This window comes from Aliishimia ponticola (genome assembly GCF_004803475.1).
Lineage (GTDB): Bacteria > Pseudomonadota > Alphaproteobacteria > Rhodobacterales > Rhodobacteraceae > Aliishimia > Aliishimia ponticola.
This window is the reverse complement of sequence record NZ_SRKY01000001.1, coordinates 890,669-903,417: the sequence shown is the minus strand read 5'-3', so window position 1 is coordinate 903,417 and position 12,749 is coordinate 890,669. Positions and strand designations below refer to the sequence as shown.

Sequence of the window (12,749 nt, the reverse complement as noted above, 5' to 3'; positions counted from 1 at the left end):
AGGTCGGAGCGTGCGGGCGGGCAAGCGGTGGCATATGCCCGAAAGGCAATTCTTGCCCCGGAAAAGCGCCTTAGCCTAGATCAAGCTCGCTCAGAAGGGTTGCGGCGGCGCTGTGCGGCGCACTGAGCGGCGCGCGGTCTTCGCCGGGGAAGAAGCGTGCGCGCAGGGCGGTCGCCAAGGGCGGGGTTTGCAGGATATGCACCTTGGGGCCGGTTTTGACGGTCTCCGCCTGCCAGCTGCGGGCCAGGGCAAGTTGCGCTTCCTTGGTGGCGCCGTAACTGCCGAAGAATTTCTGCCCGGCCCGGTCGTCATGGAAGAAAACGGCCTGTCCCTGATCGCCAAGCAGCGGCGCGACATAGGTGATCAAGGTGGCGGTGGCTGTCAGGTTGACCGCAACGGATTTGTCGAAATCCTTGCCTTCGAGCATACTGGTCGGTGTCAGCGGGGCGGCATGGATTGCACTGTGCAACCACATATCAACTTTGCCCCAACGGTCATGGATTCCCCGGCACAAGGTCGCCATTGCGTTCTTGTCGGTGATATCCATCGGCGCCAGCGTCGCCGCGCCGCCTTTTGCCTTGATACGATCGTCAAGCTCTTCGAGCCCGCCCACCGTGCGCGCCACGGCGACGATGTGATACTGGGGAGCCAGCGCTTCTGCCAAAGCCGCGCCAAGCCCGCGAGACGCGCCGGTGACCAGCGCCAGTTTTTGATCTGTCTGTGCCATGGCTGCGCTTTGGCAGTTTGACGCGGCGAGAGCAAGGGGGGCGGCTTGACAGTCTTTGCGGCAACGCGGCAAATGCGCGAACCAAGGTTAACTCTATAGGGAGATCACGACGACATGACGCTCGCACAGACTGCGTTCGGTACGCAAAGCCTCGCCAAGAAAGCCATGATGGTGCTTGGCGGTTCTCTTTTCATTGCGATCTGCGCGCAGATCAGCGTTCCGATGTATCCGGTGCCGATGACGTTGCAGACGCTGGCGATCCTGCTGGTCGGGCTGAGCTTCGGCGCACGCATGGGCGCGGTCACGGTTCTGGCCTATCTGGCGGAAGGCGCCATGGGTCTGCCCGTTTTCGCCAATGCCGGAAACGGCGCGGCCTTCTTCGGCCCGACCGGGGGCTTCCTGATCGGCTTTGTTGCGCTGGCATGGATCGCGGGCTTTTTCGCAGATCGCGGCTGGGCTCGGTCTTTTGGGCTGGCGGCGCTGGCAGGTGTGATCGCCTCTGCCGTTCTTTATATCCCTGGCGTTGCGTGGCCGATGGCCGTTGCTGGTGCGATGGGCCTTGAAGGCGGCTGGGTCGGTCTGTCCGCTGCGTCGGTCTGGGGCGGCTTCATGGCCCCCTTCCTGATCGGCGACCTTGTCAAAGCCGTGATCGCCGCGTTGGTGATTTCGGGCGGCTACAAGGCCCTGACGCGCTGATCTAAAGCGCCAAATCAACCCAGACAGGGACGTGATCCGACGGCTTTTCGCCCGCGCGCACGTCCTTGTCGATCCCCACATCGGTCAACCAATCGGCCGCATAGGGACAGAGCAGAACATGGTCGATGCGAATGCCGTCATCCCGGTTCCACGCCCCCGCCTGATAATCCCAGAACGAATAATGCTCCGGCCCTGAGACACGGGCGCGGAAAGCATCCGTCAGACCAAGATTGACGATCCGGCGGAAGGCAGCGCGGCTTTCGGGGCGCGCCAGCGCATCCTCGCGCCAGGCCTCGGGGCGGCGCGCGTCCTCGTCTTGTGGGATGATGTTGTAATCGCCCGCCATCAGGAACGGCGTTTCTTCGGCCAGCAATTGGCGCGCGCGCGCCTCAAGCCGGGCCATCCACGCCAGCTTGTAGTCATATTTGGGGCCGGGCACCGGATTGCCATTTGGCAGGTACAGCCCGCACAGCCGGATCGCGTGCGCGTCCCCGATCACGGTCGCTTCGATATAGCGGGCCTGTTCGTCGCTTTCATCACCGGGCAGGCCGCGCGTGACATCCTCCAGCGGGTGCTTCGACAGGATCGCGACCCCGTTGAAACTTTTCTGCCCGTGGGTTTCGACCACATAGCCCATGTCCTCGAACTGGCTGCGCGGGAACCCTTCGTCCACGGATTTGATCTCTTGCAGAATCGCGACATCGGGCGCGGCGGCTTCCAGCCAGTCCGTCAGCGCCTGAACACGCGCCTTGATTCCATTGATGTTGAACGTGGCGATTCGCAATTTCTGGCTCCCCATATCTGGTAGATCGACCCGGACGGGCGATTCTGAATGGGTAAATGCAGGCCCGAAACGGGGCAAGCGATTAACGCCTTGGTAACGAACTCGCCTCATGGTTGTGGAGTCCATCCGTCTGCGTATTGGGGATAACTTTTTCCCGCAGGGGTTGCGGAAAATTTTTATCAATTGCAGGGGTTTAGATGGCGTTTTTGGCTCATGTGGATAACAGGCCGGGTTAACTTTTCGTTAGTAAAAAAGGACTCACAAACTCTCGTTAAGCGGGTGCAGCGTCATGGGGAACTCAACCCACAGGAAAGGATGTTCGCTATGACCGCTGTTCAAAAAATCGTTGAGAACCAGCACTCTACTGAAACTGCATTTGATCTGGAGACCGGTGAAGGCGTTGAAATGTTCTCCTCCGCCTCGATGCCGACCAGCGCGTCCATGGACACAGGTGCCTGTGTGGAAATGTACTCGTCGGCCTCCACCCCGGCCGCATCGGCAGACAGCCTGGCGGGCGAAGGCACGCAGATGTTTTCCTCGGCCTCCAGCCCCGCGGCAACCCGCATCGATGGCGGCGATCTGGTCGAGATGTTCTCCTCCGCCTCCGCCCCGGCGCAGGGCGAAATCCGTGATGGCGCGGCAACGGGCGCGTTCTCTTCGGCCTCTTCGCCGGAAATGACGACCGAGCTTGGCGAAGGCGCCGTGACGGGTCTTTTCTCCTCAGCGTCCTGATCGGGCGCGTCTTCCAAGGAGGAGGACCGTAGATGTCGAATGTCATCACGTTGAACGATCATCGGCTTAGCCGGGCGGGCATGTCCCGGCCGGCCGGCCACGCGGCCTTGTTCGCAGATCATCGCCGCGATGTGGCGGATGTGTTCTGGCTGAAGGAGAATGCCGAGTTTCTCAACATTCTGGTCGCCACTGGGGCCGACGCGGACGATGTATTACCGGTCTATGCGTCGGTCTATGACCAGATGGCAGAGCGGATCGCGCAATACCCGCAATATTACCGGTTCCTGCTGTCGATCTGTCTGGACCTCGAAGAGCTGGGGATGGCGGGCGACAAGGGCGCGGCGATTTGCGAATGGGCCGCGCGGGAAGGGCTGGCAGAGGCGGAGCTGTCGGATTTGCAGCGGGCCGAGGCCCATCGCTTGCTGGCGCGGCGGGGATGTTCGGCACCGGATGCAGACCTGACCGGGCGGCTGCATCGCTTTATCGATCGGACGGCGACCTTTGCCGTGCCGAACAAGAAGGCAGCCTATGAGCTGACCCATATCGTCTTTTACCTGTCCGATTACGGGCGCTGCGATCCGCAGATCAGTGAGAGCGCGGTGCAAAGCCTGACCTTTGCCGGGCTGCTGGCTTTCCTGGATCAGGACTATGACTTGCTCGCGGAAATCTGCGTGTCGCTGCGATATGCGGGGGAACGCCCCAGTACAACCTGGGAGGCCGCCGTGCTGAGCGCACATGGCGCGGCGCAAGCGATCGCGGTCGACGGTCCGGCGCCCTTTGACGATTACCACAGCTATCTTGTGTGCGGTTGGTTGGCGGGGATTGCCGGGCGCGATCCGTTCCGGCTGGATATGCCGGAAGGGCGGGCGCAAATCTGTATGTCACGGCCAAGCGCGCGGCCGCTGCGCGACCTCAGCGGGGCGCTGCCGGAATTGGCGTCCGGGGATTGGCAGCGGGTGCGGGGCCGCATGTTGCCGCGCCTTGGGATGCAATCGTTGGAGATTCTCAGCGCCGCCGAGGACAGCACCGATCATTTCGATGCGTTCTATCGTCAGTTCGCGCGGACAAGTGCGCCAGCCCTATAGGCGGGGCTGGACCATGGGCACGTGACGCGGCCCATCGATCCGCGGATTACATCGAAAACGATGTGCCGCAGCCGCAGGACGACGTGGCGTTCGGATTGTCGATGACGAACCGGGCGCCAATCAATTCTTCGGAAAAATCGATCGTGGCCCCGGCCAGAAATGGCAATGATACCTCGTCGATCAGCACCGCTTCGCCATTGCCTTCCAGCACAAGATCGTCGTCCTTGCGCGTATCCAGCGCGATTTCGTACTGAAACCCGGAACATCCGCCGCCCTCGACCGCGACGCGCAGCGCCTGACCCTGCGCCGCCGCGCCGATCTCTGCCAGCCGTTCAAATGCACGGGATGTCACATTGGGAGGAAGATTCATCTGTCGTCACCTGGTTTTCATACAGATACGCCTGACATATAGACAGCCGTGGGACACGGTACAAGAACAAGGCAGATCACGACTTGGCACAGGCCCCCTATGCCTCGGACCCGGCACTTGCCCGAGGGCGTCGCTTTTCCGAACCGGAAAGCGCGCATCGCTCCTGTTTTCAGCGCGACCGCGACAGGATCATCCATTGCAGCGCCTTTCGGCGGCTGAAACACAAGACGCAAGTCTTCATCGAACATGAGGGCGATTATTTCCGCACGCGCCTGACCCATTCGATCGAAGTGGCACAGGTGGCGCGGACGATTTCGGGATCGCTTGGGCTGAACCAAGAACTGACCGAAGCCGTCGCGCTGGCCCATGACCTGGGGCACACACCCTTCGGTCACACGGGCGAGGATGCGCTTCATGCGCTGATGCAGCCCTATGGCGGGTTCGATCACAACGCGCAGGCAATCCGCATCGTCACCCGGCTGGAACGGCACTATGCCGATTTCGACGGGCTCAACCTGACATGGGAAACGCTGGAAGGCATCGCCAAGCATAACGGTCCGGTTCTGGATGACCCGATGCCATGGGCGCTGGCCGAATATAACGCGGGCCACGATCTGGAACTGCATACCCATGCCAGCGCCGAGGCGCAGGTGGCCGCGATTGCTGACGACGTGGCCTATAACCACCATGATCTGCACGACGGGTTGCGGGCGGAACTGTTTTCCACCGACGAACTGGCGGAATTGCCGATCCTCGATCGCTGCTTTGCGCAGGTGGATGCGAAATATCCCGGCCTCAACTATTACCGCCGCCGCCACGAGGCGCTGCGCCGGTTCTTTGGCGTGTTGGTCGAGGATGTGATCGCCGTGGCGCAAGAGCGTCTGGCAGAGATCGACCCGGCCTCTGTCGATGATGTGCGGATGGCGGGCAAATCCGTCATCCGGTTCTCGCAGCCTGTGTTCGAGGATCTCAAGAAGATCCGCGCCTTCCTTTTTGAACGCATGTATCGCGCGCCGTCGGTCGTGGTGGTGCGCGAAAAGGTGACACAGGTGATGAACGAGCTGTTCCCCTATTACCAAAGTCACCCGCAGCATTTGCCCAAGCAATGGCGTAAGGATGTGGAAGAGGCGCGCGATGAACAGGATTTGGCGCGGCTGGTTTCCGACTATATCGCGGGGATGACGGATCGCTTCGCCATTCAGGAACATGCGCGGCTGATCGGCTCACTTGGGACCATCTCGACCTTCAGCCCCCGTTGACGCGCGCATCCGTCCTGCTAAACCGCGCAGGTCAAAGGAGAGACCCATGAACCTGTTTGCAGACATTCGTGTATTGGTGATCGACGCGCTCGCGGCGCTGGAAGCGGCGGGAACGCTGCCGGCCGGGCTGGATACGCGCAACGTGACGGTCGAACCGCCACGCGATGCCGCGCATGGGGATATGGCGACCAACGCGGCGATGGTTCTGGCCAAGCCTGCCAAGATGAAACCGCGCGATATTGCCGATGCGCTGGCCGAAAAGCTGGCCGCCGATGCCCGCATCACCAGTGCCGAGGTCGCGGGTCCGGGCTTTCTCAACCTGCTGCTCGCACCTGCGCTGTGGCAGGGCGTTGTCACCGGGGTTCTGAAAACGGGCGCGGATTTCGGACGCTCTGCCATGGGGCAGGGTCAGAAGATCAACGTCGAATATGTCTCTGCCAACCCGACGGGGCCGCTGCATGTGGGCCACACGCGCGGCGCGGTCTTTGGCGATGCGCTGGCGAGCCTGCTGGATTTCGCGGGTTATGACGTCACACGCGAATACTACATCAACGATGGCGGCGCGCAGGTCGATGTACTCGCCCGGTCCGTCTATCTGCGGTATCTCGAAGCCCATGGGCAAGAGGTTGCCTTCGAAGACGGCACCTATCCCGGCGATTACCTGATCCCGGTCGGCGCTGCGCTGAAAGAGAAAGTCGGCGATGCCTATGTGGGCAAGCCCGAGGCCGAATGGCTGGCCGATATCCGGGAATACGCCACCGAAGCGATGATGGACCTGATCCGCGATGATCTGGCCGCTCTGGGCGTCGAAATGGACGTGTTCTATTCGGAAAAGTCGCTTTATGGCACGGGCAAGATCGAAGCCGCGCTGGAGGATCTGCGCGGCAAGGGCCTGATCTATGAAGGCGTGCTGGAGCCGCCCAAGGGCAAAAAGCCCGAAGATTGGGAACCGCGCGAACAGACATTGTTCAAATCGACCGAACATGGGGACGATGTGGACCGCCCGGTGATGAAATCGGATGGGTCCTGGACTTATTTCGCGCCCGATATCGCCTATCACTACGACAAGGTGCAGCGCGGCTTCGATGCGCTGATCGATGTGTTCGGCGCGGATCACGGCGGCTATGTGAAACGGATGAAAGCGGCGGTCTCTGCGCTGTCGGGGGGGGCGGTCCCGCTCGACATCAAGCTGACGCAGTTGGTGAAGCTGTTCAAGAACGGCGAGCCGTTCAAGATGTCCAAACGGGCAGGGACATTTGTCACCCTGCGCGATGTGGTGGATGAGGTCGGCCCCGGCGTGACGCGCTTCCACATGCTGACCCGCAAGAATGACGCGCCGCTGGATTTCGATTTCGACAAGGTGCTTGAGCAAAGCCGCGAGAACCCCGTTTTCTACGTGCAATACGCCAATGCCCGTGTCGCCAGCGTCTTGCGCAAGGCGGCAGAGCAGGGGTGGGATGCGTCCGACGCCGTGCTGACCGCGCAGGACCTTTCCGGGCTTGAGGATCCGTCCGAACTGGCCTTGATCCGTAAACTGGCCGAATGGCCCCGTTTGGTCGAAGCCGCCGCCGACGCGCATGAGCCGCATCGGGTTGCGTTCTATCTTTATGACCTTGCCGGAGAATTCCACGGGTTGTGGAATAAGGGCAACGATTTGCCGGGTCTGCGCTTCCTGCAGGAGGATGCGGCTACGTCCTTGCCAAAAATCGCTCTGGCGCGTGCCGTCGCCGTTGTTATTTCTGCCGGTCTTGGTATCTTGGGCGTAGAGCCTGCGGAAGAGATGCGCTGACCAAAGCGTGCCATGCAGGCCCGAGCAGTATAACAACCGGCGAGAGACCCGAATGGCGGCAACAAGACCGTCCGGGCGAAGAGGCAGAGTATGGCTTATGAAACGCGCGTGGCAGCGGAGGCGCCGCAATCTTTCAAGTATCCCGAGGGTGAGTTGGCGCCGGTGCGCCGTAACGCGCTGAATAATATCACAAATCTGACAGGTGCGGTGATGTCCGTGGCCTTGGTCGTCGGTGTCGGCGTCTGGGGCTACAAGCTGATGATGCGGGACGTGACCGGCATTCCGGTGGTACGCGCCATGCAGGGGGAGATGCGGGTGCGCCCCGAGGATCCGGGTGGGGAACTGGCGCAGCACCAAGGTCTTGCCGTGAACGCTGTGGCCGCGGATGGCGGGGCGGAAGCGCCCGCAGATCGTCTGGTTCTGGCGCCGCAACCGGTGCATTTGACCGATGAAGACGTGCCGCTGGATGATGATGCCGTGGCGATCGTGCAACAGGCCGTGGCAGAGCAATTGGCCGAGGAACGGCTGGATGCGGAAGACGTCGCCGATGACACAGCGGACCGCGTGACGGAAGCTGCGCAAAGCGGGTCTATGGATGATCTTGTCGCGGCGCTGACCGATGGGGTGGAGCCGCTGGACGGCGCTGCCAAGGTGATCCCGGCTGTGGCGACCCAATCGACCGACATTGCCAACGCGCTGGTGCTGGCCATGGCCGATCAGCCGGGTATCCAGGTGTCGCTGCGTCCTCAATTGCGTCCTGTGCGTCTGAACACCGCGCCGCAGCCCGTGGCGGCTCCGACCGGCCCGCGCGAGATCGACGCGGCTGCGCTGCCAGCAGGCACCCGTCTGGCCCAGCTTGGGGCCTATGATACGCGCGAACGTGCGCGCGCCGAATGGGACAAGTTCACCGCCCGTTTCGGCGATTTGCTGGATGCCAAGGATCGTGTGATCGAAGAAGCGTCCTCTGGCGGGCGCAAGTTCTATCGTCTGCGGGCTATGGGCTTTGACGATCTGGCCGACGCGCGGCGCTTCTGTTCTGCCTTGGTGGCAGAAGGCGCGGATTGCATTCCGGTCGTGTCTCGATGAGCCGATACGGGGCCTGCATCCTTTCCACGGACGGGCCGACCCTTAACGAAGATGAACGCGCGCTGTTCAGAGAGGTTAATCCCTTTGGATTCATCCTGTTCGCGCGCCATATTGAGACGCCGGAACAGGTGCATACCCTGTGCGACTCCCTGCGGGAGGCTGTCGGGCGCAACTGTTTGATCACCATCGATCAGGAAGGTGGGCGCGTTCAGCGCCTGCGCGCGCCGCAATGGCGGGAATGGTCCGCGCCGCTTGATTTCATCAACGCGGCCAGCGATCCGGTGCGGGCAATGTATCTGCGCGCACGGATCATGGCGGATGAGCTGTTGTCCATCGGCCTTGATAGCAACTGCATCCCGACTTTGGATGTGGCGCGCCCGGACACGCATCCATTCCTGCATAACCGTTGCTATGGCACGTCTGCCGAGCAGGTCATCGCCAATGGTCTGGCCACAGCGGACGGGCTGCGCGACGGCGGCGTGATGCCCGTGATCAAGCACATTCCGGGGCATGGCCGCGCCCAGCAGGATTCGCATTTCGATCTGCCCGTTGTGTCTGCCTCTCTGGACGCGCTGCGCGACAGCGACTTCCAGCCTTTTCAAGCCCTTGCAGGCGAGGCGATGGCGATGACCGCGCATCTTGTCTATTCCGCGATCAGCGATCTTCCGGCGACCCTGTGTCCCAAAACGATCGACATGATCCGGACGGAAATCGGGTTCGACGGGCTGCTGATGACCGACGATATTTCCATGAAGGCGCTGAGCGGTTCGCTTGCCGATCTGTCGCGTCAATCGCTGGATGCGGGCTGCGATGTGGTTCTGCATTGCAACGACACATTCGCGCAGCGCCGCGAGGTTGCCGAAGCCGCAGGCCAGATGAGCGACGCGGCCCAAGCCCGCGCCGAAGCTGCCGAAGCCGCGCGAAAGCCCGAGGGGGCAATTGACATTCCCGCCATGGAGGCCGAACTTGAGGCGCTTCTGGGCGGGGCTTTGAATGTCTGACAACGAGTTTCAGGAAGACAAGTTATCGGTGAATGAGCGTCTCGCGGCAGAGGCGCTGATTGTCGATGTCGAGGGGTTCGAAGGGCCGCTCGACCTGTTGCTGACATTGGGGCGGACCCAGAAACTTGACCTGCGGCAGATTTCCATTCTGCAACTGGCGCGCCAATACCTTGTTTTCGTTGAAAAAGCCAAGCAGCTTCGGTTGGAGCTTGCCGCAGACTACCTTGTGATGGCGGCGTGGCTTGCCTTTCTCAAATCGCGGCTCTTGCTGCCGCCGGACCCCAAGGACGAGGGGCCCTCGGGCGAAGAACTGGCCGCACATCTGGCGTTTCAGTTGGAACGTTTGCAGGCCATGCGGGAAAGCGCGGCGCGGCTTATGGCCCGCGACCAGTTGGGGCGGGACTTCTTTGCGCGCGGTATCACAACAGATGTAAGCCGCGTGCGTAAAGTGACTTACACGGCGACGCTTCTCGATCTGATGCAAGCCTATGCGCGTATCCGTACAAAGGATGAATTCCGTCCCTTCGTGATGGATCGCGACCGGGTGTTCACGATGGAACAGGCGTTGGAGCGGATGCGCGGATTGATTGGCTTTGCCGGGGATTGGGCAGACATCGTTTCCTTTCTGCCGGAAGGCTGGGAATCCGATCCGGTCAAGCGCCGCTCGGCCACGGCGGCCACGTTTGCCGCCTCGCTTGAGCTTGTTAAGGAAGGTAAACTGGTGATCCGGCAATCTGAGACATTCGCCCCGATCCAAATTCGAAAGAAGGATCAATAACATGTCGGACATCCCTGAAGAGAAAGAAGAAAGCCTGTTCGATGCGCCGCCCATGGCCGAACAGGAGCGTATGGTCGAAGCGATCCTCTTTGCGACGGCAGAGCCGGTCACGACAGCAGAGCTTGAGGCCCGGATGCCGCATGGCTGCGACGCGGCGGAGGCGCTGGTCTATCTGCGCAAACGCTATGAGGGGCGCGGCGTGCATGTGGTGCGGGTGGGCGATGCCTGGGCGATGCGCACGGCGTCGGACCTTGGCTTCCTGATGCAAAAGGAAACGGTGGAGACACGCAAGCTCAGCCGTGCCGCGATCGAAACGCTGGCGATCATTGCCTATCATCAACCGGTCACGCGGGCAGAGATCGAGGAAATCCGCGGCGTGTCTGTCAGCCGGGGGACGGTGGATCAGTTGCTGGAGCTTGAGTGGATCCGCTTTGGTCGGCGCAAGATGACGCCGGGGCGGCCCGTGACCTTCGTGGTGACGCCAACCTTCCTTGATCACTTCGGGCTGGAGAACGCGCGCGATCTGCCGGGGCTGAAAGAACTGCGGTCGGCCGGACTGTTGGAGAACCGCCCGCCGCTTGGGGTGACGGTCAGCGATCAGGATGACGAGGACGATCAAGCGGTCGAGGGGCAGTCCGAACTCTTCGAGGATTAAGATGGTCCTGAAATTTGCCACAATACCTGCTATACAGGCATGCGAGGCAGCAGGAATTAATCGATGAATATGAACCAACTCGCGAACATGATCATGCGCATGTTCATCCGCAAGGCGGTCAACAAGGGCATGAATGTCGGGATCAACAAGGTCGGGCAGATGCGCAGACCGAAGAAGACAGCCGGGGGCAATGCGCCCCGCGATACCAGTGAGCGTGATCGCATTCGGGCTGAGCGGCGCGCGCGCCGGGCCGCGGAAGAGCAGCGCTCAGACTGAAGCAAATGCGCGGATCATAAGCTGGTAGCAACCAGAACGGCGAGCAGGCCGCAGTAGATCAGGAACCCGATCACTGCGACTTTGCCCAAAATACGCATGACGCGCGATGTGGCGATCCTGTCGCGCGCGATGTCCTTGTTTGAAAAGAAATATCGCAGCTGCCCAGTGAACAGGGCGTAGACGACCATCAAAATGACAGGCCCAAAGGCGCAAACAAGCATTCCGTAGAGCAGATGCACGTTCGTCAGCCCCACGCGAATTACGCGGGTGTTTTGAAGTGCTTGGACAGTTTCAAGCCCTGTCCCTGATAGTTGGATTTGATCTCGCGCCCGTAAAGCTGGGTGGGGGCTTCGGCCATTTTCTCATAGACCAGCCGGCCAACGATTTGCCCATGTTCCAGAACGAAAGGGGCTTCGTGGCAGCGCACTTCCAGCACGCCTCGTGAACCGGTGCCGCCCGCCGCGTCATGCCCGAAACCGGGATCAAAGAACCCCGCATAATGCACGCGGAACTCCCCCACCATTGCCAGATAGGGGGCCATTTCGGCGGCGTAGTCGGGCGGGATATGCACCGCCTCGCGGCTCACCAGAATGTAGAACGCACCGGGGTCGAGGATGATCTGCCCGTTCTCGGCATGGACCTCTTCCCAATAGGCGCGGGGGTCGTATTCCCCGATCCGGTCAAGGTCGATCACGCCGGTATGCGGCTTTGCGCGATACCCCACAAGGGTCGAGCCGGGCAGTTTCAGGTCGACGGAAAAGCCGAGGCCGTCATCGATCATCGCGGTGCCATCGACCAGCGGTGTGGAGGTATGCAGCGCGGTCAGTTCGTCATCGCTTAAAACCGCATGGCCGGATCGGAACCGGATCTGGTTCAGCCGCATTCCGGGGCGCACCAGTACCGAGAAACTGCGTGGGCAGATTTCTGCATAGAGCCGTCCGGTATAGCCTTCGGCAACGCGATCGAATTCGCTGCCGCCATCGGTAATGGTGCGGGTCAGAAGATCAAGCCGCCCGGTAGAGCTTTTGGCATTCGCGACGGCGCTGATTCCCGCCGGCAGGGCGAGGTCTTCCATCAGCGGGACGACATACACACAGCCCTTTTCCAGCACCGCGCCTTGGCTCAGGTCGATGCGGTGCATTTCGAATTCTTGCAGGCGATCTTCGACGCTGCGCCCGTGACCGGCCAGAAACGAGGCCCGCACGCGGTGCGCGACGGTTCCAAGGCGCAGATCAAGGCTGGCGGGTTGGATTTGCCCTTCGGCAAGCGGTGTGCCGGTGCCGATCTGGCCTTCGGCGATCATCCGCTGGATGTGCTGATTTGGAAGTACTCCGGACATCGTCACCCCTTAACAGATGTTCAGGGGCCGGAGAGGGGTAGATTTGGTCGGGCTAGCAGGACTCGAACCTGCGACCTTCCGTCCCCCAGACGGACGCGCTACCAGGCTGCGCCATAGCCCGAATTGAGGGGGTTCATATCCTATCTGTCGGTCGTGGCAAGAGGGAAACGAC

15 protein-coding genes and 1 tRNA gene are annotated in these 12,749 nt (G+C 61.5%); 10 read left to right on the top strand and 6 right to left on the bottom strand.

What is annotated here, in order from left to right; all coding sequences use genetic code 11:
• Positions 1–70: 70 nt before the first annotated feature.
• Positions 71–727 (bottom strand): SDR family NAD(P)-dependent oxidoreductase, encoded by a 657-nt coding sequence (locus tag E4Z66_RS04310; RefSeq protein ID WP_136461690.1) that lies wholly within the window; start codon positions 725–727, stop codon positions 71–73.
• Between the two features lie 114 nt (positions 728–841).
• On the opposite strand from E4Z66_RS04310, the gene E4Z66_RS04305 reads away from it, so the two are divergent.
• Positions 842–1,423 (top strand): biotin transporter BioY, encoded by a 582-nt coding sequence (locus E4Z66_RS04305; protein ID WP_136461688.1) that lies wholly within the window; start codon positions 842–844, stop codon positions 1,421–1,423.
• A gap of 1 nt (position 1,424) precedes the next feature.
• Here E4Z66_RS04305 and xth read toward each other — a convergent pair whose 3' ends face one another.
• On the bottom strand, positions 1,425–2,207 hold the full coding sequence (xth, locus tag E4Z66_RS04300) for an exodeoxyribonuclease III (protein ID WP_136462129.1): 783 nt from the start codon (positions 2,205–2,207) through the stop codon (positions 1,425–1,427).
• Positions 2,208–2,531: 324 nt separating this feature from the next.
• On the opposite strand from xth, the gene E4Z66_RS04295 reads away from it, so the two are divergent.
• Both E4Z66_RS04295 and E4Z66_RS04290 read left to right on the top strand, forming a co-directional pair.
• Complete coding sequence (locus tag E4Z66_RS04295) at positions 2,532–2,939, top strand: DUF6749 family protein (protein ID WP_136461687.1); 408 nt, start codon at positions 2,532–2,534, stop codon at positions 2,937–2,939.
• 32 nt (positions 2,940–2,971) lie between these two features.
• Positions 2,972–4,024: a DUF6902 family protein gene (locus tag E4Z66_RS04290; RefSeq protein WP_136461685.1), complete on the top strand. Its 1,053-nt coding sequence runs from the start codon at positions 2,972–2,974 to the stop codon at positions 4,022–4,024.
• 46 nt (positions 4,025–4,070) lie between these two features.
• Here E4Z66_RS04290 and E4Z66_RS04285 read toward each other — a convergent pair whose 3' ends face one another.
• Positions 4,071–4,394 carry a HesB/IscA family protein gene (locus tag E4Z66_RS04285; protein ID WP_136461684.1) on the bottom strand — a complete coding sequence of 108 codons (324 nt, stop codon included), beginning with the start codon at positions 4,392–4,394 and terminating at the stop codon, positions 4,071–4,073.
• Positions 4,395–4,477: 83 nt separating this feature from the next.
• On the opposite strand from E4Z66_RS04285, the gene E4Z66_RS04280 reads away from it, so the two are divergent.
• From E4Z66_RS04280 to E4Z66_RS04250, 7 genes are all read left to right on the top strand, one after another.
• Entirely contained in the window at positions 4,478–5,653 is a 1,176-nt protein-coding gene (locus E4Z66_RS04280; protein ID WP_136461683.1) for a deoxyguanosinetriphosphate triphosphohydrolase, read from the top strand.
• A gap of 46 nt (positions 5,654–5,699) precedes the next feature.
• The gene (gene argS / locus E4Z66_RS04275) at positions 5,700–7,442 is read left to right on the top strand and encodes an arginine--tRNA ligase (protein ID WP_136461681.1); all 1,743 of its coding nucleotides are present in this window, start codon (positions 5,700–5,702) and stop codon (positions 7,440–7,442) included.
• A gap of 90 nt (positions 7,443–7,532) precedes the next feature.
• Entirely contained in the window at positions 7,533–8,528 is a 996-nt protein-coding gene (locus tag E4Z66_RS04270; protein ID WP_246035875.1) for an SPOR domain-containing protein, read from the top strand.
• The gene (gene nagZ / locus E4Z66_RS04265; protein WP_136461680.1) at positions 8,525–9,529 is read left to right on the top strand and encodes a beta-N-acetylhexosaminidase; all 1,005 of its coding nucleotides are present in this window, start codon (positions 8,525–8,527) and stop codon (positions 9,527–9,529) included. Before E4Z66_RS04270 ends, nagZ begins: the two co-directional genes overlap by 4 nt.
• Positions 9,522–10,307 (top strand): segregation and condensation protein A, encoded by a 786-nt coding sequence (locus E4Z66_RS04260; RefSeq protein ID WP_136461679.1) that lies wholly within the window; start codon positions 9,522–9,524, stop codon positions 10,305–10,307. The genes nagZ and E4Z66_RS04260 overlap by 8 nt, the downstream gene beginning before the upstream one ends.
• Before the next feature lies 1 nt (position 10,308).
• Entirely contained in the window at positions 10,309–10,962 is a 654-nt protein-coding gene (gene scpB, locus E4Z66_RS04255; protein WP_211097106.1) for an SMC-Scp complex subunit ScpB, read from the top strand.
• A gap of 63 nt (positions 10,963–11,025) precedes the next feature.
• Entirely contained in the window at positions 11,026–11,238 is a 213-nt protein-coding gene (locus E4Z66_RS04250; protein WP_136461677.1) for a hypothetical protein, read from the top strand.
• Positions 11,239–11,252: 14 nt separating this feature from the next.
• Here the strand turns inward: E4Z66_RS04250 and E4Z66_RS04245 are convergent, their stop codons facing one another.
• From E4Z66_RS04245 to E4Z66_RS04235, 3 genes are all read right to left on the bottom strand, one after another.
• Positions 11,253–11,492, bottom strand: coding sequence for a hypothetical protein (locus E4Z66_RS04245; protein WP_136461676.1), 240 nt, complete (start codon positions 11,490–11,492; stop codon positions 11,253–11,255).
• A gap of 5 nt (positions 11,493–11,497) precedes the next feature.
• A complete protein-coding gene (locus tag E4Z66_RS04240; protein ID WP_136461675.1) occupies positions 11,498–12,577 on the bottom strand; it encodes a 2'-deoxycytidine 5'-triphosphate deaminase in 1,080 nt (359 codons plus the stop codon).
• A 44-nt stretch (positions 12,578–12,621) separates the two neighbouring features.
• Positions 12,622–12,698, bottom strand: a tRNA-Pro gene (locus E4Z66_RS04235).
• Between the last annotated feature and the right edge of the window lie 51 nt (positions 12,699–12,749).